This is a genomic window from Proteus vulgaris (assembly GCF_011045815.1).
GTDB classification, from domain to species: Bacteria; Pseudomonadota; Gammaproteobacteria; order Enterobacterales; family Enterobacteriaceae; genus Proteus; species Proteus vulgaris_B.
Map to the genome: position 1 here is coordinate 2,477,420 of NZ_CP047344.1, position 24,496 is coordinate 2,501,915.

22 protein-coding genes, 1 tRNA gene and 1 riboswitch are annotated in these 24,496 nt (G+C 34.2%); of the genes, 8 read left to right on the forward strand and 15 right to left on the reverse strand.

Going from position 1 to position 24,496, the window contains the following annotated elements; genetic code table 11:
• Positions 1–285 precede the first annotated feature (285 nt).
• Positions 286–1,632 carry a branched-chain amino acid transport system II carrier protein gene (gene brnQ / locus GTH24_RS11775; RefSeq protein WP_072068452.1) on the forward strand — a complete coding sequence of 449 codons (1,347 nt, stop codon included), beginning with the start codon at positions 286–288 and terminating at the stop codon, positions 1,630–1,632.
• A 136-nt stretch (positions 1,633–1,768) separates the two neighbouring features.
• Here the strand turns inward: brnQ and GTH24_RS11780 are convergent, their stop codons facing one another.
• Both GTH24_RS11780 and GTH24_RS11785 read right to left on the reverse strand, forming a co-directional pair.
• Positions 1,769–2,608 carry an N-acetylmuramoyl-L-alanine amidase gene (locus tag GTH24_RS11780; protein ID WP_072068453.1) on the reverse strand — a complete coding sequence of 280 codons (840 nt, stop codon included), beginning with the start codon at positions 2,606–2,608 and terminating at the stop codon, positions 1,769–1,771.
• Between the two features lie 98 nt (positions 2,609–2,706).
• Positions 2,707–4,179: an alanine/glycine:cation symporter family protein gene (locus GTH24_RS11785; RefSeq protein ID WP_164526451.1), complete on the reverse strand. Its 1,473-nt coding sequence runs from the start codon at positions 4,177–4,179 to the stop codon at positions 2,707–2,709.
• Positions 4,180–5,517: 1,338 nt separating this feature from the next.
• Between GTH24_RS11785 and GTH24_RS11790 the strand changes: the two genes are divergently transcribed.
• Positions 5,518–5,751: a DNA polymerase III subunit theta gene (locus GTH24_RS11790; RefSeq protein ID WP_072068477.1), complete on the forward strand. Its 234-nt coding sequence runs from the start codon at positions 5,518–5,520 to the stop codon at positions 5,749–5,751.
• 98 nt (positions 5,752–5,849) lie between these two features.
• On the opposite strand, the gene yebF is transcribed toward GTH24_RS11790, so the two are convergent.
• Positions 5,850–6,239, reverse strand: coding sequence for a protein YebF (gene yebF, locus GTH24_RS11795; RefSeq protein ID WP_072068478.1), 390 nt, complete (start codon positions 6,237–6,239; stop codon positions 5,850–5,852).
• Between the two features lie 96 nt (positions 6,240–6,335).
• Positions 6,336–6,518, reverse strand: a complete 183-nt coding sequence (locus GTH24_RS11800) for a YoaH family protein (protein WP_072068479.1) — start codon at positions 6,516–6,518, stop codon at positions 6,336–6,338.
• A 112-nt stretch (positions 6,519–6,630) separates the two neighbouring features.
• Here GTH24_RS11800 and pabB point away from each other — a divergent pair, with 112 nt between their 5' ends.
• The 4 genes from pabB to mntP all read left to right on the forward strand — a co-directional run bounded on the left by pabB (position 6,631) and on the right by mntP (position 11,402).
• The gene (pabB, locus tag GTH24_RS11805) at positions 6,631–8,016 is read left to right on the forward strand and encodes an aminodeoxychorismate synthase component 1 (protein WP_072068480.1); all 1,386 of its coding nucleotides are present in this window, start codon (positions 6,631–6,633) and stop codon (positions 8,014–8,016) included.
• The gene (locus GTH24_RS11810; protein WP_115349968.1) at positions 8,003–8,566 is read left to right on the forward strand and encodes a CoA pyrophosphatase; all 564 of its coding nucleotides are present in this window, start codon (positions 8,003–8,005) and stop codon (positions 8,564–8,566) included. The genes pabB and GTH24_RS11810 overlap by 14 nt, the downstream gene beginning before the upstream one ends.
• Before the next feature lie 184 nt (positions 8,567–8,750).
• A complete protein-coding gene (locus GTH24_RS11815) occupies positions 8,751–10,112 on the forward strand; it encodes an L-serine ammonia-lyase (RefSeq protein ID WP_164526452.1) in 1,362 nt (453 codons plus the stop codon).
• A 503-nt stretch (positions 10,113–10,615) separates the two neighbouring features.
• Positions 10,616–10,755: riboswitch (yybP-ykoY riboswitch) on the forward strand.
• A gap of 59 nt (positions 10,756–10,814) precedes the next feature.
• Positions 10,815–11,402 carry a manganese efflux pump MntP gene (gene mntP / locus GTH24_RS11820; RefSeq protein ID WP_072068483.1) on the forward strand — a complete coding sequence of 196 codons (588 nt, stop codon included), beginning with the start codon at positions 10,815–10,817 and terminating at the stop codon, positions 11,400–11,402.
• Between the two features lie 94 nt (positions 11,403–11,496).
• Here mntP and rlmA read toward each other — a convergent pair whose 3' ends face one another.
• Together rlmA and psiE are read right to left on the reverse strand one after the other, a co-directional pair.
• A complete protein-coding gene (rlmA, locus tag GTH24_RS11825) occupies positions 11,497–12,312 on the reverse strand; it encodes a 23S rRNA (guanine(745)-N(1))-methyltransferase (protein WP_072068484.1) in 816 nt (271 codons plus the stop codon).
• Between the two features lie 137 nt (positions 12,313–12,449).
• On the reverse strand, positions 12,450–12,863 hold the full coding sequence (psiE, locus tag GTH24_RS11830; RefSeq protein WP_072068485.1) for a phosphate-starvation-inducible protein PsiE: 414 nt from the start codon (positions 12,861–12,863) through the stop codon (positions 12,450–12,452).
• Between the two features lie 236 nt (positions 12,864–13,099).
• On the opposite strand from psiE, the gene GTH24_RS11835 reads away from it, so the two are divergent.
• Positions 13,100–13,546 carry a universal stress protein gene (locus GTH24_RS11835; protein WP_115349970.1) on the forward strand — a complete coding sequence of 149 codons (447 nt, stop codon included), beginning with the start codon at positions 13,100–13,102 and terminating at the stop codon, positions 13,544–13,546.
• 187 nt (positions 13,547–13,733) lie between these two features.
• On the opposite strand, the gene GTH24_RS11840 is transcribed toward GTH24_RS11835, so the two are convergent.
• From GTH24_RS11840 to cycA, 3 genes are all read right to left on the reverse strand, one after another.
• Positions 13,734–14,552, reverse strand: coding sequence for an MBL fold metallo-hydrolase (locus GTH24_RS11840; RefSeq protein ID WP_164526453.1), 819 nt, complete (start codon positions 14,550–14,552; stop codon positions 13,734–13,736).
• A gap of 193 nt (positions 14,553–14,745) precedes the next feature.
• Entirely contained in the window at positions 14,746–15,180 is a 435-nt protein-coding gene (locus GTH24_RS11845) for a universal stress protein (protein ID WP_115349971.1), read from the reverse strand.
• 305 nt (positions 15,181–15,485) lie between these two features.
• The gene (cycA, locus tag GTH24_RS11850) at positions 15,486–16,898 is read right to left on the reverse strand and encodes a D-serine/D-alanine/glycine transporter (protein ID WP_164526454.1); all 1,413 of its coding nucleotides are present in this window, start codon (positions 16,896–16,898) and stop codon (positions 15,486–15,488) included.
• Between the two features lie 259 nt (positions 16,899–17,157).
• On the opposite strand from cycA, the gene GTH24_RS11855 reads away from it, so the two are divergent.
• Positions 17,158–17,233, forward strand: a tRNA-Lys gene (locus tag GTH24_RS11855).
• A gap of 236 nt (positions 17,234–17,469) precedes the next feature.
• Here the strand turns inward: GTH24_RS11855 and GTH24_RS11860 are convergent.
• The 6 genes from GTH24_RS11860 to GTH24_RS11885 all read right to left on the reverse strand — a co-directional run bounded on the left by GTH24_RS11860 (position 17,470) and on the right by GTH24_RS11885 (position 24,369).
• On the reverse strand, positions 17,470–18,168 hold the full coding sequence (locus GTH24_RS11860; RefSeq protein ID WP_072068489.1) for a fimbrial biogenesis chaperone: 699 nt from the start codon (positions 18,166–18,168) through the stop codon (positions 17,470–17,472).
• A 2-nt stretch (positions 18,169–18,170) separates the two neighbouring features.
• Positions 18,171–19,550, reverse strand: coding sequence for a fimbrial protein (locus GTH24_RS11865; protein ID WP_241253954.1), 1,380 nt, complete (start codon positions 19,548–19,550; stop codon positions 18,171–18,173).
• Positions 19,547–22,075: a fimbria/pilus outer membrane usher protein gene (locus tag GTH24_RS11870; RefSeq protein ID WP_072068490.1), complete on the reverse strand. Its 2,529-nt coding sequence runs from the start codon at positions 22,073–22,075 to the stop codon at positions 19,547–19,549. The genes GTH24_RS11865 and GTH24_RS11870 overlap by 4 nt, the downstream gene beginning before the upstream one ends.
• A gap of 16 nt (positions 22,076–22,091) precedes the next feature.
• Complete coding sequence (locus tag GTH24_RS11875) at positions 22,092–22,820, reverse strand: fimbrial biogenesis chaperone (protein ID WP_072068491.1); 729 nt, start codon at positions 22,818–22,820, stop codon at positions 22,092–22,094.
• 60 nt (positions 22,821–22,880) lie between these two features.
• Positions 22,881–23,411, reverse strand: coding sequence for a fimbrial protein (locus GTH24_RS11880; RefSeq protein WP_072068492.1), 531 nt, complete (start codon positions 23,409–23,411; stop codon positions 22,881–22,883).
• Positions 23,412–23,922: 511 nt separating this feature from the next.
• Positions 23,923–24,369, reverse strand: coding sequence for a DUF6386 family protein (locus GTH24_RS11885; RefSeq protein ID WP_115349973.1), 447 nt, complete (start codon positions 24,367–24,369; stop codon positions 23,923–23,925).
• Positions 24,370–24,496: the final 127 nt, after the last annotated feature.

Below are 24,496 nucleotides of genomic sequence, written 5' to 3' on the forward strand. Positions count from 1 at the left end.
TTTTATCGTGAATGTCTACAAAATTATATAGCATTTGTGATCCTTAGCAGAGGATCACACTGCTTTTTGACCAAAAACATAGCCTTTTATTATTCTATAATTACTGTTAAATGAGCGTTAAATCTGCCTTTCTTCTTACATATCCTTCAGAATTTGTTACTATCAATTCACTTTTCGTTATTCAAACTGCATTTTTACAACATATTCAGCTATTAAATAGGCTCAGAGTAGAATAACAAATATAAATCATTAATATATTTTCTTCACAGACAGGTAGTTTTAGTTATGCTTTCTACAAAAGACATGCTCGTTCTTGGAATGATGGTTTTTGCACTCTTCCTTGGCGCTGGTAATATTATTTTCCCCCCAATGGCGGGTTTTCAATCAGGAAATCTCTGGTTTAGCACATCCTTAGGTTTTTTAGTTACGGGTGTTCTATTGCCTTTCCTCACTTTAGTTATTGTCGCTATTCGTGGGCGTGGTGAACGTCTTTCTGTTGATTTACCTTCATGGGTTGCTGTCATTTTCTGGGTTGCACTATATCTTATCGTAGGTTCTACTTTCGCGATGCCTCGTGTGACTAACACCGCCTATGAAATGGGCTTCCTGCCGTTAGGTCTTATTGAGAAAAATACCGCAACACACCTGACTTTCGCGCTTGTTTTCAATATTACAAGCATGTTTTTCATGCTAAAACAAGGCACGATGATCAGCGCTATTGGTAAGTTTATGACTCCAGCACTGTTAGTCTTGCTGGTTGTTGTCGGTATTGCCGTTGTGGCTAAACCTATTTCTCCTATTGGGGAGCCAACAGGTCTTTATGCTGTTAATGGTTTCTTCTCTGGCTTTATAGACGGTTACCAAACCATGGATGTGCTTTCTGCCATGGCATTTGGTGGTATCGTTGCGCGTGCTTTATATACCAAAGGAATTACTGAACCACGCCAAATTGGTTTTATTACCATAAAAGCAGGACTCATTTCAGTTTTACTGTTAGCAGCACTTTATCTGTGTCTTTTCTATTTAGGTGCAACCAGCCATTCTGTTTCTGTTTTCGCTGATCCTGCAATGAATGCAACGAATGGTGGACAAATTTTCTCTCGTTACGTCGATGCATTGTTTGGCTCTGTTGGTACATGGCTGATGGGAGGGATTGTTTTATTAGCAAGTATGACCACACTTGTGGGAGTAACAAGTGCTGCTGCTGACTACTTTGCCACATTTCATCATCGTTTAGGCTATCGCTTTTGGGTTGTGGTCTTTACGTTAATGACTACTGTAGTATCAACTTTCGGTCTTGATACGTTATTACGAGTCACTATTCCTGCATTATTAATGATTTATCCAACATCAGTGACATTAGTTTTACTACAATTTATTCGTAATAAGCTAAAAGCGCCTCGCTTCACTTACCGTTTTACCATTGCTGTTATTGTTTTAATGAGCCTTTTCGATACATTGAAACAATTAAAATGGTTAAACGCTGACTTACTGCAATTATTTAGTTATATCCCACTGTCAGATTACGGTTTAGGTTGGGTATTACCCGGTGCGATCGCTTTCGTGATTTCACTGTTCGTTAGCTTAAATCTTAAAGAAAAAAATCTTTCAGTAGAAAATACAGCGAAATAATTAGTCTATAGCTCGTAATTTGTAACACTGATTGTGAGTTCACAAAAAAAGCGTCTTCCAACTTTTATATTGGAGACGCTTTTTTCTTTTTGATTACCTATGTTTTTGCTATCTATTCATCTCATCAACGGAAATTTTAAGTTCGGTATTTCTCAATCAAAGCCATTAAAATAGCTTCTGATTGAGCATCAGGGATCCCATTGGCCTTTGCTGATCTAAAATGCATTTGGAAAGCCTTCACGACTTTTTGTGCATTGTTATCTAATACGCCATTTGCGGGTGTTTGATAACCATATTGCTGTAATAGCTTTTGGAAGTTTGCAACATCAACGGGCTCAGAAGGATCTCTACCTGCTAAATAAGTTTGTACTAACTGTTTATTAGGCCAAGCACCTATTCCTTGGTTTCCTAATCTTTCCCAAGGAAATAAAGGACCCGGATCAACTTTTCTTAAAGGTGCAATATCACTGTGACCCAAAACATTTTGAGGCTCAATATCATAGCGTTCAATAATATCTTTCATCACACTTGAAATAGTCACAATTTGATCTGCTGTATAAGAATACCAATACCTAAATTTTCCATTATCACGGTAGCCCAGGTTAACTATCTCAATACCAATAGAACAATGATTTAAGCTTGTCGCTTCTCCCCATTGACTAACACCTGCATGCCAAGCAATTTGTTTTTCATCTACTAATGAAATAACCACAGGTTTTCCATCAATAGTTGAAGGATGTGTGGGAATAAGATAATGGCTACTGACTCTCCCAGCAGTGAGAACCTTCAATGAACGCTCATCATCTAGCGCGGTATAATGCATGACTAGATATTTAACACAGTCCTTAGCATCCTGCTTATTAGGGATAACTTTAGCAATATAATTGCCTCTATCAATAAATTCAGGTTGTTGAGCACAACTACTTAAGAGACCTACTACAATAAGTAATCCTATATAATACCGACTAGACCTCATTTCTGATCCTTGATTGATTATTCCCAAAGTTAAATTGTAATCAAAAAACCCATATTAAAAAATATGGGTTTTCCGTTTTGACTCTTTTTTTATATTTTTCAGTTATTGCTGACTTTTTCACACCGAACTAAAGGCTCATCAGGAATGATATTATTTTCCCATATGCCATCTTCAATATCCGCTTGTAACTCTGGATATTGGCGTATATCAAAAGTTGGCAATAAACCGGCTTGTCGTTGCTCGTTGTAATCTTTGACTAATTTTAATGCAACACCAGAAAGTAAGATTATGGCTATTAAATTAGTCATTGCCATTAACCCCATCGAGAGATCTGCCATTTTCCACACAAGAGGCATATCTGCCAAAGCACCAAACATCACCATGGCGAGTACTGCCGAACGTAAAAGGAATAATCCTGTTGTGTGATTACGCCCTAAGAAAATCATATTACTTTCTGCATAGGCATAATTGGCAATAATAGAGGTAAAAGCAAAAAAGAAAATGGCAATAGCAATAAAGGTACTTCCCCAACCACCAACACTTGATGACAACGCTAATTGTGTCAATTGAATGCCATTAATACCTTCAGGATAACTATCGAGTACTCCTGATGACAAAATAATCACTGCTGTTGCGCTACAGATAACCAACGTATCCATAAATACGCCAAGCATTTGAATATAACCTTGAGATGCAGGATGTGGCGGATAAGGTGTTGCAGAAGCGGCAGCATTAGGAGCTGATCCCATTCCTGCTTCGTTAGAGAATAAGCCCCGTTGAATACCTTGAGTCATTGCTTGGCTAATGCCGTAACCTATCGCACCAGCAGCAGCTTCTTGTAAGCCAAAAGCACTTTTAAAGATTAAAAGGAAAACATCAGGTAAGCGTTCAATATGATCAGCAACAACCCAGAAGGCTAATAATAAATAAGCAGTTGCCATAATAGGAACGACTAACTCTGCAACACGGGCAACCCAACGTAGACCACCAAAAATAATAAATCCGCTAGTTACCACTAAAAAGATGCCAACATAAAATGGATCAAAATTAAAGGCTGATGCTGTTGCTTGCGCAATCGAATTAGCTTGAACCGCATTAAAAACTAAACCGAAAGCAATGATGAGGAAAATAGCGAAGAGAACGCCCATCCAGCGCATTTTCAATCCCTTCGTCATATAATAAGCAGGTCCCCCACGGTAATTACCCTCATCGTCTTTTGTCTTATAAAGTTGTGCTAATGTGCTTTCAACTAAAGATGTTGCCATACCGATTAAAGCAACAACCCACATCCAAAAAATAGCACCAGGCCCACCTGCCGTTAATGCAATAGCGACACCGGTTAAATTTCCGGTTCCTACTCGCGCAGCTAAGCTTGTACATAACGCCTGAAAGGAAGAGATCCCTGATTTATCTGACTTATGGCTATTTTTTAAAATAGAGAACATATGACTAAAATGTCGGATTTGTATAAACCCAGTACGGATAGTAAAATAAATACCGACTCCTAGAAGTAAGTAGATAAGGACATATCCCCATAAAATGTTATTTGCAAAGTTTATTAGCCCAGTCAAATTAATCCCCCTGTATAATAACGTATATAACTTATCCTTACATCGCTATTGAAATAAAATCGAATAAATATCGTATGATTGAATCAATTAATGATCCGAGTATGTCTTTATGTAATATCAAAGTTGCTGTGTAAAAAGCGAATTAAATGTAACACAAGATTATGCAACATGTATATTTTTTGTTTATTTTTTTGCATGTTAGTATTTAAATTTAATTATCTCATTAACTGAAACAAACAATATTACAAAATAAAAAAAACATACATATCATTAAGATAAATAAATATTCTTTAATTTCACTAACTCACAAAAGAAAAATTAACACTTTAACAATTAAGTTAATCAGTCATTTTAGAAAAAAAACATATAGATTAAAAAAACATCAAAAAATAACTTTATTTATTATCTAAAATAAAATTCAAAATGAAAAACAAAAACAATTCGTTAAAGTAATATCTTGAAACCTAGATTAACCATTATGCTAATTAACATTTAATAAATAAGATTTTTATAATCATTAACAATAAATATTTTATATTACATAATCAATAAAGTGCTTTAATATTAATAAGGTATTATAGTAAAACAAAACGTATACTTTATAATTTCCCTTATAAACTTATCTAAACATTTAAATTTCAATATATCTTTTTATTTCTCATTTTTACGAATGCCATTGATTGGCATTTTTCTCTTTTTTATTCACTTACTATTCATTAATAGCACTCCTTTTTTTTAATACTAATTAAAGAGTATTAAATATTTATTTCATATTAATAAAAAAATGAAGAATCACGTAAGTTTACCTATTAACCATTTGGTTAATTTTATTTATACTATGTTTTTCCCTGGTGTTGTATTATTTTTCGCCCTGTTTCCCCAACAGGGCATTTTTTTATATCAATATTTCAATATGTTACCCACCAACTTTATCAATTAATATAAAACAAACACATAGGTCACCCTCACCCAATGAATTAACATTATTTATCTATTTTTGATGCAAAATTCTCTGTTTTTTTCATTGATCCAAATCAAATTAAAGATTAGATTTATTTACTCTTTGTAGAGGTAAATTATTTTTTAGTCTATTTTAAAATCAATTTAATTATGTGTATAAATGTGATTTTTATCATTTTCATTATTAGAATTACCCATAAAGTAGTATAACAATTAGTAAATATTTATATTTTATTGTTATATTTAATGATGCTGATTAAAAAACAATCTAAATAATGCGTATGTTTTTTATCATTATATAATGACTAATATCTTTATTTACTTGCATTAATAAGCATGCTCTTTTACTTTATTCGTATTGTTATAGGGAGGAAGATGATGGGTTATAACCTTTCAGAATTAACACAAGAAGAAAAAGACAAAATAAACGTAAGCTTAGCCGCTTCAGGAGTTGCCTTTAAAGAAAGATATAATATGCCCGTTGTTGCTGACGCAGTTTTACGAGAGCAACCTCAAGCGCTTCATGCTTTTTTTCAAGAAAGACTAATGTTTTATCGAGCAAGAAGCCAACACTATTCTCGTTTACCCTATGAGCCTCAAGCGAAAAAATAATAGCACTTTCTTGATAAAATTTAATGACAAAAAAAGAGATAAACTTAAGTTTATCTCTTTTTTTCAATCTGTTAACAACGAAAAATACCACTTATTTATTATTTAGGTGAAACATAAGTGATGGTATTTTCATCGCAATTAACTTGAACGTTGTAACGAAGGTCTGTTCTCGCCCCACGAACATTCAATACCATCTGGTAGTTATTATCCATCTTGATAACTTCATTAGCATTGATACTTGCTACAGGTTTCGGACCCAGTGCCTTTTTATCTTCTTGCCAACGAGGAAGACGATTCTGTAGATAATCATTCTTCACTCTAGTAACAAGTTGGTTGTTGTCTAAATTAACGCAACTCGCAAAAGGCGCAGAACGTACAACATCTTTATTAACATTATTGACACTTTCCGCAGATGCTCCAAAAGAAACAACAAGTAAAAGAGCGACACCAAGTATCCCTGTTTGACCTGCTAACTTGCTTAATTTCATATAACCTCCCGAAAATATCCCTTAAAACAGGATGTGTTTCCATTAAGCATAGCATAGGGTTAACAACATATTTGTGACATTTGTTAAAAAAATGTTTTATTCATTCTCGTCATCAAATATGATAGAAACCGATTCACGCGTTGTGTGCTTTTCTCTTAATTCCTGAGCAACCAACTGAATAGCCTCTCCACTGCTCATTCCCTCAGCCATAAGAGATTGAATTTTTTCTACTGCTTTTTGTTGTTCTTCATGTGTTAATGTAGGCATTCCTAGAAACATAATGTTACTCTTATCTTTATCAACTTCTATTTTGTATTTACATGAATATAATCTTTTTGATTACAATTCATTGTGCGAATGATACAACATACTTTGTTTATATGGTCATAAGATGGATATGCAATTACAACAACGTGAGCTCATTTATACTCCAGATCTAGCACTACGGGTATTCTCTCCCATCGCTTCATTGCCTTGGTCTAGTTTACTTCATTCTGGCTTTGCCGAACATCCTCATAACCGTTTTGATATTATTGTTTCTGATCCTCTTGTAACTTTAGAAACTCGCAAGCAAACCACAACGATTAAAGAAAAAAATGGTGCAATCAGACGCTCTAAAAAAGATCCTTTTACATTGATCCAACGAGAATTAGAACAGTTTAATTTTCATCCAGAATACAATGACTCATTGCCGTTTTTAGGTGGGGCTTTAGGTATTTGGAGTTATGACTTAGGTCGTCGTATTGAAAAACTACCTGAAAACGCTAAAAATGAACTCAATTTTGCAGATATGGCTATTGGAATTTATGATTGGGCTTTAATCGTTGATCATAAATTAAAAAAAGCCACTTTAATTAGCTATGACAATATTAATAAGCGATTGCAATGGCTAGAAAACCAAACATCCACATTGATTGATACTCCATTTTCCTTAACCACAGACTGGCAATCGAACATTAGCAATGCTGAATACAACGAAAAAATTGCTAAAATTCATCAATACTTACTTTCTGGTGATTGCTATCAAGTTAATTTGGCTCAACGTTTTTGCGCAAGCTATGTTGGTAGTGAATGGAATGCATTTTTAACATTAAATCAAGCAAATAAAGCACCTTTTTCATCTTTTATGTGTTTGCCCAATAATTTTGTGTTAAGTGTTTCACCAGAGCGTTTTATTCATTTAGCTGATAGTAAAATAGAAACACGCCCAATAAAAGGAACTCTGCCTCGCAAAGCAACCCCCGAAGAAGATGATGAACAAGCTTTACTGCTCCAAAGCTCACGTAAAGATCGCGCAGAAAATTTAATGATTGTTGATCTTATGCGTAACGATATAGGAAAAGTTGCCGTTACAGGTTCCGTTAAAGTACCAGAACTGTTTGTTGTTGAACGTTTTCCAGCGGTACACCATTTAGTCAGTACTATTACAGCACAACTTCCCTCACATCTAACAGCAACCGATTTATTAAGAGCTGCGTTTCCCGGCGGTTCGATCACTGGAGCGCCTAAGATCAGGGCAATGGAAATCATTGAAGAATTAGAGCCACACCGCCGTCATGGATATTGCGGTGCCATTGGCTACATTAGTTTTTGTGGCACAATGGATACCAATATCAGCATCCGTACTTTATTGACAGAAAAAAATAAGATTTACTGTTGGGCGGGTGGCGGTATTGTCGCTGATAGTGTTGCTGAAAAAGAGTACCAAGAAACATTCGATAAACTTGGGCAAATATTAACTGTTTTAAGTGAGTCTACTGTCGATGACACCCATTGATACTTTTATCAATCGTTTCCAACTCACATTACCTAATGATAGGGTAAATCAGCCACTTCATGCTCAAAAAACGGCAGCTGTATTGCTGCCGATTATTAATAAACCTAATCCAACCATATTATTAACAGAACGCGCATCAACATTACGCTCTCATGCAGGTCAAGTCGCTTTACCTGGTGGAAAACGTGATCCTGAAGATAATAACCTTATTGAAACCGCACTCAGAGAAGCTCACGAAGAAGTCGCTATTCCACCCAATGCTGTTTCAGTGATTGGGCAATTACCTCCATTGCAAAGTTCAAGTGGATATTTGGTTACTCCCATCGTGGGTGTAATCCCAGCAGGTTTATCTTTACGCCAAAACCCAGCTGAAGTTGCGTCTATCTTTGAAATGCCATTAAGTCACGTGCTCAATGCACAACATTATCAGCCTCTCGATTTTCGTCGTTCAGGCGAAAATCATCGGATCTATTTTTACCCTTATAATGGACATCTTGTCTGGGGATTAACGGCAGCTATTTTACATAAACTTGCTTTGCATATCACTTAAAGCGTTATTTTATGTTCAGCTTGTGCTTTTTATCATCGCCTTCACAACTCTACTTAGCTATTTTAAAAAAATGTTGTAAACTACATCATTAACGGGACGATATAATCGTAAAAACGATCCCTTTACTATAAATAACTATATTTTATTCTTTTTAACCCTCTCTCTTATTATTAAGGAGTCTGACGTGATTAGCGTTTTCGACATGTTTAAAGTGGGCATCGGACCATCTAGCTCTCACACTGTAGGGCCAATGAAAGCGGGTAAAGAATTTGTCGATGATTTAGTCAACCAGGAATTGATTGCGTCTGTCACTCGTGTAGCTGTTGATGTTTACGGCTCCTTGTCTTTGACAGGTAAAGGTCACCATACTGATATCGCTATCATTATGGGCTTAGCGGGTAACGCACCTGCTACTGTCGATATTGACAGCATCCCCGGTTTTATTCGTGAAGTTGAAGAAACAGGCAAACTTTCATTAGCGAACGGTTTAAAAGTTGTCGATTTCCCATCAGAAAGCATGCATTTCAGTAATGACAATCTCTCATTACATGAGAATGGTATGACTATTCATGCTTTTGCTGGCGACAAAGAAGTATATAGAAAAACTTACTACTCTATTGGTGGTGGTTTTATTGTTGATGAAGAAAATTTTGGCAAATCAACACTTAATAGCAAACCTGTTTCATATCCTTATGCTAGTGCAGAAGAGTTATTAAAGCACTGCAAAGAAACGGGTTTATCCATTTCTAGCTTAATGATGAAAAACGAGCTAGATCTGCACACCCAAGCTGAAATCAATGCCTATTTCGCTGATGTTTATAAAACAATGCAAGAATGTATTGAACACGGTTTAAATACAGAAGGTGTATTGCCAGGCCCATTACGTGTACCTCGTCGTGCGGCTGCATTAAATCGTTTATTAACATCAAGCAACAGCCTATCAAACGATCCAATGAAAGTCGTTGATCTCATCAACATGTTTGCACTGGCCGTAAATGAAGAAAACGCAGCTGGTGGACGTGTTGTAACTGCACCAACTAATGGCGCATGTGGTATCGTGCCAGCAGTATTGGCTTACTACGATCGTTGTATCGAACCTGTGACACCAGAAACCTACTTACGTTATTTCTTAGCATCAGGGGCAATTGGTATTCTTTACAAAATGAATGCCTCTATCTCTGGTGCTGAAGTAGGCTGCCAAGGCGAAGTCGGCGTAGCTTGTTCAATGGCTGCTGCGGGTCTTGCTGAATTATTAGGTGGAAGCCCAGAGCAAGTCTGTATTGCTGCTGAAATCGGTATGGAGCATAATCTCGGTTTAACGTGCGACCCAGTTGCAGGACAAGTACAAGTTCCATGTATCGAACGTAATGCCATTGCTTCAGTAAAAGCAGTTAATGCGGCGCGTATGGCCATTCGTCGTACCAGTGAACCACGAGTATCTCTCGATAAAGTCATTGAAACTATGTATGAAACAGGTAAAGACATGAATGCTAAATATCGCGAAACATCACGTGGCGGTTTAGCAATAAAAGTACAATGTGACTAATTAACCTTATTTTAGTTAAAAGCCATTCATTTTGAGTGGCTTTTTTATTACTATAAATTTTATTTTTAATAATCACTTAACCTATAGATAATTAAAGAAAAAATAAAATTAATAAATTAAATTAAAAAACAATTTTTTTAAAAAAAATCTATTTTTTATTTTTATCTGATTATTAAAAACAGAAAATAAACATTAAATATAGACTCATTAAATATAGGCTTATTTAATATTCATTTAATATTTGAAGAAATTAAGCTTATTATCTTTAGGTGTATTACTCTTAATTAAAAAAATTAATTTTTTATTATAAATATAATTATAATCCATTGTTTATTACATGGTTAATAATTTATCACATTGAAAATTATCATTTTTTTAACATTTAAAAAACGTTTCTAATATATTTAAAATCGCCAAAGTTAATAATGATAATTATTATCAATATCATCTTTGAAATATAATAAATAATATGTTGCCTTTCAGAAATAATATGTTATCTTCTGCATCAAGTCATTGGGGAGTAGCCTGTCTTAAAATAAGACTTAATTATTTTAAGAAATCTGTGTCAACATACTCGCTTATTTTTATTTAGCGTGGTGCAGATGCCGTAATACGGTTGGCAAGACCATAGACACATAATTGTACTTCTTTGGTTGGGGGTCAATTGTGTGTATATGGAAATACCCCAACCGAGGCTTTATTATGAGTTTCTACGCTACTATCATCCTCGCCCTTGCTCTTTCTATGGACGCATTTGCTGTTGCAGTCTGTAAAGGTGCCACATTACATAAACCTCGTTTTCGTGAAGCACTCCGTACTGGATTTATATTTGGTATTATTGAAGCCAGCACACCCGTTATCGGTTGGGCATTAGGTTTATATACTAGCCAATATATTATTCAATGGGATCACTGGGTAGCTTTCGGGCTATTATTTATTCTTGGTAGCCGTATGATTTATCAAAGCCTAAAACGTAGTGATGAATGTCCTTGCGAAGAAGACGCACCACAACGCCACGGCTCACTCTCATTAATTGCAACAGGCATAGCAACAAGCCTTGATGCAATGGCAATTGGTGTTGGTTTAGCATTCCTTCAAGTGAATATTGTTCATACAGCGATGACCATTGGCATGATGACGATGATCATGGCAACATTAGGTATGCTAATTGGTCGCTATATTGGCCCAGTGCTTGGGAAAAAAGCAGAAATTATTGGTGGGATCGTATTAATTGCTATCGGCTTTAATATTGTATTCGAACATCTTGAATTATTTATGTACGCTAAATAATCACCAATTCAACAGAACACAATAAAAAGCTTAGGTTTGATATCACGCCTAAGCTTTTTTATTTACATCATAAATTATTTATTGTTTTTCGTTATTAAGCACGACGTTGATAAACACGAATTAAAAAATCCGTTTCACATTCAAAACGCTCACTTTCAGCTAATGATTGTTTCACGTCTTCACTTGCTCGCCATGCAAACGGCGTCATTTGTAATAAATCAAATGCCTGCTTACCGTTTAAATTCATCATATAAGCAACTTGATGTTCAGCCACTTTATTAAAACCATCAAATTGTTCTTCTTTTAATGGATGAAGATGTACTTCTGAATAAATCAGTGCTTTTAGCTGGTATAAATGGCGAGGTGCCGGAGTGACCGTAATAATATATCCATTATTTACAATAACTCTAGCTAATTCATCACTATTACAAGGAGCATAAATACGAATAACAGCATTTAAAGTGGCATCACAAAAAGGTAAACGCTGACTTGAAGCCACACAAAAATGGATAGATGAATAACGTTTAGCTGCATATTTAATCGCAACTTTAGAAACATCTAAGCCATACACTTGTGGATTATGTAATTTTAAATTTTGATAAAACTGGTGGGTGTAATAGCCTTCGCCGCAACCAATATCCAATACAACGCTATTATCTATAGGCAACAATGTTTGTAGTAAATCAGCCACTTTATCTCTCATTGGCTGATAAAAACCCGCATCTAAAAACTCACGGCGAGCATTTATCATTTCAGCGCTATCACCCGGCTCTTTCGAGCGTTTAAATTGCACTGGTAGTAAATTTACATACCCTTCTTTCGCACAATCAAACTGATGATTATTTTCACATACCCAGCTGTGAGCGCGAAGAGAAAGTGCCTGATGACATAATGGACATTGATAGGACATAGTAATATTTTTGTATAACCCCTAATAAAATTGAGAGAGATAATAACATATCTCTCTCAATCTTGCGGAAACCTTATTTTTATTTTTAAGACTGTTTTTTTATGCTCAGTGGCTAAGTAAACATAAATTATCGATTTTTAAGTACGTTTTAACTTTTCAGTATTGGCAATAAATAATGCGATAACTAGCAGTAAAATTGCGCCTGATTGGATTAAAGTATCCACAGAATCTTTGTGTTCAACAATAATCAAACGCACAATTGCAGTAATACCGATATAGATGAAATATCTAAGCGGGAAATGCCCACCAGATAAAAAATATTTAACAATAAGCGCAATAAACTCAAAATAAAGAAAGTAGATCAAAATACCTTCTAGTAATTGATAAGATGACTCTTGTGCACCTAAATTAAATAATAATGAAGCAATTACATAAGTTTCTTTGATAAGAAAACTGACTAATACAATTGCTAAAATAAGCAATCCAATATTAAGCACCCACTGTAATATGGTGGCAATACATTTAAGTAAGTCTTCGCTTGATTTTCTCATATAAACTATAACCTAGTGAGATCATTCCATGGATGTGTAAAAATAATAAAAATAGCGATTAGGCAATTGGCTAAATTTTAAAGGATTTACTCGTTCATCACACCATTTTTTTATCTTTTAGAGCCTAAAAACCCAAAATAATGATGCAATAATCGCAATATTTGCTTTTAAATTTCAACTTGTAAGCTAATTTACTTATACTTACTTTAAGGGCTAATTTATTTAAAAGGTAGACTATGGCTAACAAATACCTTGTTGCAATTGATTTATTAGAAGATAACAGAATTCAACGAATGATTGCTGATATTCACTTCCTTGCCTCAAAACCAGAAAATTATTTCCATTTTATTACAGTTATGCCTAATTTACGCTCTTTAGAAGCTTATGGGCTTAATTGCGATAGCATTTCCGTTGTTGAGAAAAAGCAACAAGCTCTAATTTTACTAACTGAAAAATTAGAGCAATGTGTAAAACAACAATTTAACTTACCTAAAGAGCAATACCAATGCCATGCCGTTATCGGCACACCTAATTACAATATTCTAGAATTAGCAGAAAAAGTGGATGCAGATACCATTATTATTGGATCAAGCTCGCGTAATCAACGTAATATATTACTAGGTTCTACTGCTGATTATATTGTCAATAACACCTCACGCTCAGTGATGGTTATTCGCAAGTAAAACCATTAACACGCTTTTCTTTTGGCAATAATACTGCATCAGTTATTGCCAAAAGCATTGTTTAATCTTCTGCCTAAATAGCACTAAATGCACCTTAAATTTTTCATTTTAAATAGTTAACTTGCTAGAATGCAGGTCAAAAAACAAAAATTTCATGTCTGTTTTAAGTTCAATATTTGCATTCATTCTACTCAAAAGATAAAGATTGCCCTGCATTAAAATCTTTCGCATTAAGGTATTTTCGCCCTAATACACCAGTGCAATGACACCCATAGACATCAATATTTTTATCTATTGCTTTTTTAGCACGTTCTAATGCAAAAGGGGTTGCGCAGCGCAAATGTAAGCCTCCCACAATTGCTTGAATTTGATGATTACCTGTTATTATTTTCGCATGTTCAACTATAGATTCAATACCAGAGTGACTACAACCCGTAATAATCACCAGACCTTTGCTTCCTTGCCAAACAAGAAAGCTATCATCAAGAACATAATCATCTTCTTCGCCTAATTCATGAATAATAACACCATAGCGTTTACTCACTTGGCGTTGTGTCACTTGTCCTGAATAAATGAAATTCTTCTCAATTGTTAAAGGAACTTCTGTTAATTCAAAAGAAAATTGTGTTTCAAGTTTTTTGCGATCAAAAAAAGGGGCTAATCGTTTAAATTTAATATTTTTATTGCCTAAAAAAAGCGCTGAATAACGAACGGAAAATAGATGAGGATGAGCGATAACTCGTGGCTTATTGGAGAAGAAGCCTACTGGTAAATGTGTAAGTCCACCAAAATGATCATAATGCCCATGAGAGACAACAATTGTTTTCAATGTAGTTAAATCAATCCCCATCTTTTTCGCATTTGAAGCAAAGGTAAAATCTTTTCCCGTATCAAAAAGTATTTTAGCTTGGCACTCATCATCTTCTAATAATAATGATAAGCCAGGATAGTAATTAAGCTCAGGATTGACTGATTTATTTTCTAGTAATGCAGTAATTCTTAACATGAGTTTTGATGATTATCGTTATTAGAAGATGGCTTATAGTAATTAAAAAAGGAAGTGTTTCAAATATAAAAACCATTGATTTGTGCGATCCTCGCTATCTCATTACACAACCGCTGTTATATAAAAATGAAATATAACAGCGGTATTGTTATAAATGGCAGTTACTCTTATGCAATATACAGCTTATTAAGGCTTATCTCACCACCATAACAGAGCGTTTAGCGTAGCGTGTAATATCAGCAGCTGTTGAACCAATATGATAAGAATCATCTTCGGGATTATGAGAGCCAATCACGATTAGATCTGCGTTTACTTCATCTGCGATCTGCAATATGGCATCTCGTGGTGTTCCTATGCAAATATGAGTTTGCATTCTGTCTTCAGGTAAATCAAACCGTTCAATAATTTTTTTTAGCTCTTTTTCAGCTGATGTTTTTAGGCATCCTTGATCTAATTGATCGCCATTCATAACAAGTCGATAATAAGAAGATTGTGGAAGTTTCGGGAGTACATACAAAAAATGAACATAAGGATCTTCATTTTTTGCAATATTTTCCACTAACGGAATTGCTTTGTTCATCAGGTTATCTTCATCAATATCAATGGGAACCAAAATATTCTTATACATACCGCCTCCTTTTATTTTAATTGTAGGATAGTGTATTTTTAAAAAATTACCGGATGTAGTTAACATATTTTAAAAATATTTTATTACCCCAAAATAATGCCTATTTTTCACTCAGTAAATAATAAAATATACACTTATTAAATTAATAACTAAGACTATAAGGCGATTATGGGTATATAAATATAATATCTTTATTTTAGATTATAAATTTTCATAAAATAATTACTTTATTAGTAATAAAAAATTCAAAAAAAAGCCTTATTAAATTAAATAAGGCTTTTCTCTTTCATTGCGTGATTAATGTTTTATTTTTGAACATTCTTATTCTGTTTGTTCTTTTTAACATATTGATAGCCTATAGCTAGTGCAATAAACCACAATGGCGTCACACTTAATGCTTGACGAGTATCATGTTCAAAAGCTAATAACACCGTCATAAAGGCAAAGAAAGCAAGGCATAGCCACGACATCAGAATACCTAATGGCATTTTATAAATAGATTTCTCATGCAGCTGTGGACGTTTTTTACGATACGCCAAATAAGAGCATAAAATCATACTCCAAATAAACATAAATAATAACGCCGACACTGTTGTTACTAAGGTAAATACATGCATAACATCAGGAATAAAGTAAATTAATACAATTCCACATGATAAACATAAACTGGTGAATAACAGCCCATTGGCAGGCACAGCCCGTTTAGATAATTGGCTAAACTGCTTTGGTGCTTCGCCCTCTTTTGATAAACCGAATAACATACGGCTTGTAGAAAATATACCACTATTAGCAGAAGACGCAGCGGCCGTTAAGACGACAAAGTTCACCAAACTTGCAGCTGCAGGTATTCCTATCATGACAAATAATTCCACAAAGGGGCTTTTATCCGCCAAAATAGAACGCCATGGTGTGACTGACATAATAATTGCCAATGCCAGCACATAGAAAGTAATAATACGAATAGGAATAGCGTTAATGGCTTTAGGCAATGATTTTTCTGGATCACGTGTTTCAGCAGCTGCTGTTCCTACTAATTCTATTCCGACAAAAGCAAAAATAGCGATTTGGAAGCCTGCAAAAAAACCACTTAGCCCTTTAGGGAACATTCCCCCATCATTCCAAATATTGTCTAATGCCGCGGTATGTCCCGCTGGAGATTCAAATCCAATACTGATGAGAACAATCCCCACAATGATCAAAGAAACAATAGCTGTTATTTTTATCATGGAGAACCAAAATTCCATTTCCCCAAACAATTTTACTGTTGCTAAGTTCAAGATAAGCAATGTCAGCACACAAATAAACGATGTGCCCCATTCAGGGAAATGAGGCGCCCAATAACTAATATAAGACGTTATAGCAACAATATCGGCAATACCTGTAATAACCCAACAAAACCAGTAGGTCCAACCGACAAAAAAGCCCGCCCAAGGCCCTAATAAATCACCAGCAAAATCACTAAATGATTTATATTCTAAATTTGATAATAACAACTCTCCCATAGCTCTCATAACAAAGAACAGAACAAAGCCAATTATCATATAGACGAAAATAATTGATGGCCCAGCTAATGAAATGGTTTTCCCTGATCCCATAAATAGACCAGTACCAATAGCTCCACCAATAGCAATTAATTGAATATGACGATTTGTTAGCCCGCGTTGTAGAGTGGCATTTTTCACTCTAGCGGGAGGAGAAATTTCTGTTTGCTCTTCCATACCATACCTGAAATGTGTTCATATTTTTGATGTTGTTTTGCCACTATTTTATTTTTTGACGTGGCAATATGTTTGCGAAATTATTGTGACACAAATCTCAGTGTAAGTAATGAAAAGATCACTTTTAGTAAAATGAATGATGCTTTGATAACCAGATAAGATCCTTTTTTTAATTTATCTGGCGATATTTTATCCATTTGAAAAAAAATTAAAATAAGGGCTTGACCATCGCTTTTGAGAGGAGAATAATCTGCGCATCGGGTTGTTAGCTCAGTCGGTAGAGCAGTTGACTCTTAATCAATTGGTCGGGAGTTCGAGCCTCCCACGACCCACCAATTTTACGCTGAGAAATCAGGCAGATAGGCCACTTAGAAATAAGTGGCTTTTTTGTATTTGGCAGAAAATGGCGACAAAATGTCTCTTTTTTGCCTTATATTGACGATTAATAAGCAAAGTGTATTATTAACTCAATCTTGGTATAAAGCTTATACAAACAATATCTAATACCTGATATTTAAAATAAAATATTTATCTAATTAATAGAACAATCTAAAAATAAATCACTAAAACCCTACTTCATCTCCTTTTTACTTTGAAATTCACTACCAAAATCATCGATAAGCACATAGCTGATTTGGTTTATTTTTTCATTGGCTAATGTTACTTGCTGTTTTGAAAAGGGCGCTAACATAGGAATAATGATATTAGGATTATGTTCACCAAATGCAGATTTTATCGTGACATAAAACGGCGTAGGATTTTCGATTGTTAATTGTTTATCTGATTTCGTGAAGATAAGCGATTGGCTAACTTCTGAAATATTCATCACTAAATGATCTGGTCGATAAAATACTTTTATTTGCAATCTCACCACAACATTAATTAAGTTTTCATCTTCTTTTTTATTTACTGGCTTAGGTGTTATTTCATATAAATTGAGCCAATAAAGTGCTTCTTTTTCTTTGTCTGTATGCGTAAATTTATTAATTATTCGAATTAATTGTGAATTATTAGGTTGTAGTTGCAATACAGGAGGTAAAGATAAAGCAGAAACATCAGTTATCGTTTCTGGTGTATTTTCAGGATTTCCATCATCAACCCATGTTTGGATTATAACCGGAAATTCGCCATCATTTTTTATCTTAAATGAAGCCTCTCTATCAGAGTGATAAAGAATAACTCTAGAACCTTCTAATGCTAAATCTGCTTTCACAATATTCGAAAAAATAGGAATACAGAGTAATAAAATAAATAACCTAAATCGCTTCATTATTATTGCACCTGTATAATAACTTGTAATGTGGCACTAAATTTACCCATTGTGATCTGCTCTCTCGGTAATGCTTCCAATGAGGCATACAGCGTTTTTGTTAACTCAGAGACACCATTATTATAAGAGAGTGATTGTGCATCCTCTAATACAGAATACCAGCCATAGGCTTCTCCTTGCCCTTCACTCGCCAAGGTCGATAATAAATTTAATGGTATACCATTAGGTCTATATATTCTTACCCCGACACCTTTTGCCATATTATTATTAGTTCCATATCCATCCGTGACTAAATGAGTGATAGCGCCTCCATTAGGCACTGTTAACCCTAACTCAATAGCTTTATTAACATTAGCAGGACGAGGTAAAAAACCCATTGCAGTTTGACCGGTTCCCGTACCTGTTAACATATTTCCTACTCCATCATTAGCCGGACTCGCTATTTGGCAATAGAAATTAATATCGATAGGTAATGTAACTTTTTTTCCACTTGCCAATTCATTAACGGTAACTAATGGAAATGACACATAAGGTGTAACATTACGCACAAAACAAGTTGCTGCATTTCGAATATAAATACGACGAGACATATTTACAGAAGCCGGCCAATAAGCATAAAAGCCATGATAATTTGAGGCATGATCACTGCCATCTTTTAATAAATATGAATAATTAGAACTCTGAAAGGCAATATAACCGGCAGGTTGGTTAACAAAGGTAATTAATCCGCTACTTGATTGCGCAGGTGGCATATCCCCTGTTCTTTCATAGTTAATTTTAAAAAGCTCAACTTCCATATTTGAGAAATCTTTGGCTTTTACTAAGATCCAATTTTGGCTATCTCGGTCTAAATTAGTTAATGGACGAGATTTCCAGTAACGACTGTAATATTCACCGGTTATGGTATTTTTAATACGGATGCCTAATCCTCTAGCAAGGCTAATATAAGTTTCATTTAATCCTAATGCAGGGTTAACTAATTTATTACCACCATAAGCATAATCGCCATTAGTGGAATAGAACTCTCTTAATTTTCCTTCCTCATCTGCTGTACAGCGAAATAGTATTTGCTCAGGATCATACGTTTCATAACCAGCATCTAACATAGAAACAAAACCACTTGCGACTAAAGTACCCGGAGGCTGGAACTGATCATTATTAACATTAATAACTTTGGGAGTTGTACCCATAGATCCAGAATCATCTCGCGCGCCTGCCCAACTTTTTGCCGTCCCTTTACCAGGCTCTGTATAATAATTGCTTCTAGGATTAGTGTTTGTTGTCGTTATTTTATAGCAGGTTGCAGAAACAAAAGTTGGGATCAACATTAACACGGATAAAATAGCTGTTTTAAACGAAAAGTAATAGCAATTTAATTTCATAGACATTGACCTGATAATAAAATAAGTTTATCGGCTTCTTTTTCTTCGGGTATTGAGTAAGTTAATTTACAGCTATTTGCTTCTTTCCCAACAATTAATGTATCTTCTCTATTTTCAACCCGAACATAAACTTGGTTACTTTGCCCAACCATACCGACAATATGACCTTCTTTATCGTAAACATTATCACCCAGTGCTAGCTGAGTTTCTGGTTTAACACCAATTAATACCGGATATCCGACTCGCGTTTTAAATACTATTTTAGTGCTAGCCCCAGAATATGGCGCAATTTGTTTCGTATTTTCTAAAAGCTCAATATTATTATTTTGAATATTTTTCCCATCTAAACTGACATTGTTATATTGATAAGGAACCAGAGATGGCACAATAGCGTAACCAAAATAGTCAATTTTAGATCCCATTCCGTTACTTACACTCGCGCCATTCGCACCTTTTGCTTCAATTAATGCAAATGATTCACTAATACGAGGTCCTAATGTTACGCCACCACTATGAGCAACCAATGCGCCTTGAACACCAATACTCCCTTGAGTGTAATGTTTACCATTTGAAATACTGCCTGATAGTGTCGTAAACGGCAGTTGTTTAATCACATGTAAACCGCTACCTATTGCTCTGTTTTGCGTGTCATAGTCAGTATTTACACTATAAGATAACGTTTTGTCTTCACCTAACAAACCTGAGAGGTTAGCTTGATAACTAGAGTCATCACTCGCATGACTCGATGATAATGATAACATTGGTGAATAATCAGACATCCCCAATGGCATAGAAACAGAAACCATAATCATATCTTCTGAAATAGAGTCTGTTTTTGTTGATGTGAATGTATTATTGGCAATCATCTGCCCTGTTTTTTGGCGACTATAGGCAATATTGTAAGCGATATCTTTATAAGTATTGGAATATCCGATTTGATATTGTGCATCATGCCCTTTATTACCATAATAATTACTGATGGAACCAGAAATATAAAGCTGTCCCCATTTATCTAAAGCTTGATTCACGCTTAATGTAAATTGGCTTTCTTGATTATAGCTATTGGAATTCCAAATCATGCCATCATTTGCACTTTTTCTTAAACCTAATACGTCATTATATTCACGAAAATTTTCTGTTGAATATTTATAACCCGCCAATGTAATAACCGTATTTGTTGGACTAAAAGTACGACTATAACTCATACCTAATCGTCCACCTTGATAATTTTTACCATTAATCTCAGCATTAGAAAGCGCACTATTAAATCCAAAAGCCCCTAATTTAGTTGCAATAACAGAACCAGCAAATATTGCCTGATATTGATGCCCAACACGTAATCCCGTATTTAATGTCACGGTATTATTTAAACCGTATTGCAAAGCAAGATCCGAAAAATAGCTATTTTCGGAGCCAAAATTATTCACTTCTCCAGCGGTGAAATTATATTTAAACCGCCCCGCCCTGACTGATTCAGGTAATGCGCTAAAAGGCACGGTAAAAGAAGAGATTTTGCCATTTCCTTCATGTATTTCGACAAGCAAATCACCTTCATAACTAGTGGGATAAAGATCATTAATTTCAAATTGACCAGGAGACACTGTCGTTTGATATATTTCAGTGCCATTTTGTTTTACTACCACTCTCGCCGTAGTGGTAGCAATACCTCTGATAACAGGTGCATACCCTTTTTGTGAATCAGGTAGCATTCTTTCATCAGACATCAATTGGAGCCCTTTAAATGCCAAACTAGAAAACTGTGTACCTGCCGTATAAATATCTCCCACCACTAGTGTCGATTTTAATGAGAGTATCGGTTTTTGTAGATAAGTTCTTATCCAATTAAAATCACTATCACTTCCCGCCTTTGAAGAATTATAAGAATAAGAAGCTTGTTGTCGAAATTGCCATGTTCCTAAATTGACACCCAGATTAACACTTGCAAATCCATAGTCTGAGGTTTGCCCTCTCGATTTATTTTTATAATAGTTACCAGTGTAGTTGGTAAACAGCATCGTATTTCCTGCATCTAAATCCGCTTCATTAACATAACCTTGCGGTGTTCTCTTTAATAATATTTGTGGTACCGCTATCGTTATTCTGAAGTTTGCAGCGTCAAAAGTATCTACGATATTTTTATTGATCTGGTTTAATGACAAACATTGCGTATTCTCATTACTCATTATATCGCTCAACAAAATTCCCATTTCATCAATTTGCTTAAGCGTAAAACAAGGCAACACTTTATCGTTATCATTTAACTTAAATTTAATCGTTTTTCTTTCTACAAAACGATTATTAATATAAATATCAACATCGTAATCACCGGGGGAGATATAATTACTGTCATGAAGTTGATTCATATTAATATTGTTTTTATTGCCTAATAATAAAGCAGGATCAAATTCATATTCATCAGCAATAGCTAAAGGCATTGTATGAATAACAAAAGTAAAAGAGCTAATTAAGAATATTAATCTTAACTTCTTGTTTAATTTAGCCACTCTTTTTTCTGTTAATTTCATTTCAATGCCATTTAAATTAATGAATTAAATATGTTGCGCTGTTTTGTCCACCTAAATCATTAAGATACTTATAAGTTATCTTATCGGGTGAGAATGAAAGTTTATTGTTTGTTTCTGGTAATAAAGTTTCTGTAGAGAGCGGTGAAATCATAGTAGACTTAAATGCAAATTTTTGCCCTGACGTATTTGTGGCTTCTAACGAAGCAAATGATACAAAGAAAGGTGAGTTATTCTTAACTGTTATATTGCCATTAGTGTCTTTTAAAAAGGTTATTTGTTTTTCAACATTATTGATCTGTGATTCAATTGCGCTAGGACGATAAAATATTTTTAACCTATGGTGCACAATAACAGTAAAACTATTACCTTCTTTGATATCTTGATTCAGATTTTTAGGTGGGATCTGGGCGATATTTAAATAAAAAAGGGATTCTTTATCTTGAGGAAGACCTTCTCCTATATAAATTAATCGGGCATCTCGCCCTATTTTAGGATCGATACGAAAAACGGGGGGTTGAATTATAAAAGGAGCATCCGCATTATCCGGCGTTGAATTTGGATTGTTTTTATCCGCCCATATTTGCATGATGTAAGGAATATCATCATTATTCATAAATTTTAAAACTTCAAAACGTGAGTCTGAAGAATAAATAATTCGGGTTTTTAGCATCGTAACACTTGAAAAAGCCGCTGTACTATAACTTAAAAAAAGAACTGCAATGAGCATAATTATTTTTTTTATCATTTTATCTTCCTCTTATATAATCAAAAAATGTCTCCTTTATATAAAGGAGACATAGCAATATTATTGATAAGAGATAGAATACTGCACACTGCCTTCTACTTTACCTGCTGTGGCCACATCATCAGCATAATAACGAACCGCATAATCATAAGATGCAGATTCTTCATTGGCTTTTAATACCAGTCCATCATTACCTACACCCGTTAAATCAATTTTTGTTCCTGTGTTTGCAGGATCGATGATTTCTAAACTGACATTGTTATTAGCAGCAGAGTTACCAATACGACCTTCAGTGGTTAGATTATTGGCAACAAAAATCGTTTTAATATTTGTATCAGTTCCTTTAGTACCTGTACAACCACTTACCGCGATAGTAAAAGGTGTTTGTCCTGCTGTTTTGCCTGCTGTGTCTAACGCAGTCACTGGTACTGTGGGTAATAACACAACTGGTAATGCGGAATTGCCATTAACGGTGACAGTACATGTTTCATCAGAAACTTCACCTTGGAAACGAATAGTATTATCTGAAGCAGCAAAAGCAGTGGTAGAAAAAATACCTGCGATCATAGTAGCAAGAAGTATTTTATTCATAGTAAAACTCTCCGGTAATATATCTAAATAAGACTGGTTTATGGTGGTTGTAATATATAAATAGGACATCGAATAATGTAGTTTATAAAAAACATTATTCTATATTTATTACGTAATAATATGTAAGTAATTATGATTATCTACTTATTTACTCTAAACACGCAACTACTTTACTATTAAATTAAGTATTTATACCTATATAATTTACAATGTTATTCCTATTTTGATTTTCTTTTTTAGATTAAATCCCAACTAAAATATAATTAATTAAAAATATTAAGATTAATATTAAAAATAACTTTTCTTTATTTTATTTAATATTTATCATTTTTATTAGAAGTCAATCAACGATCACTTATCTTTATTTAAAGAATAAATTTATTTAATTATTTATATTTTTATTAACACCAGTAAACTATTTATTAACGTAATATTTAAAAACGGTTAATAAGTTAAGTTTAATTAATAAAATAGCAATTATTTTAAAGTGATATTTATATTTTCATTTTTATTAATCAATACGTATTATTGTTTTAAATCTATTTTTTCCCAATTCACATGATATTATCGAAATAAGAAGTGAATAACTTTTTTTTCTTAAAGAGACTTCATAATTTCCTTTTGGTAAAAAAATAATCTCTCCTGAACAATATGCCGGATCATTAGGTTCTAGATCCCCTCCTGTCGTATCTTCACCTGCACCTATGAATATTTTTCCCGAAGGGCAATTTATTTTTATTTTTACATCTGGTTTCTCTATTTTTTCACATAGGTTAATCGTGTATAAACCATCTTCACCCAATCCAATAAATGCAATATTTCCTTTATTCATTTCTTTTAATTCGTCATCTGGAATACACCACCAATCTGCTGTATCTAATTTCCGATGTTGAATAGCCTGCAGATCAAAAATGGCTAAAGTAGCGGTATCTGTAATAAAGGAAAAATGTGTGGGCATTAGTGTTTCCATTAAAAAATTAAAATGAGTACTTTATCTATTTTGGTGCATGAGCAAGTAAAGTATTTCATCTATACTATTTGTCAATGTAATTACCTATACTTGCATTATATCTTATACACTGCTT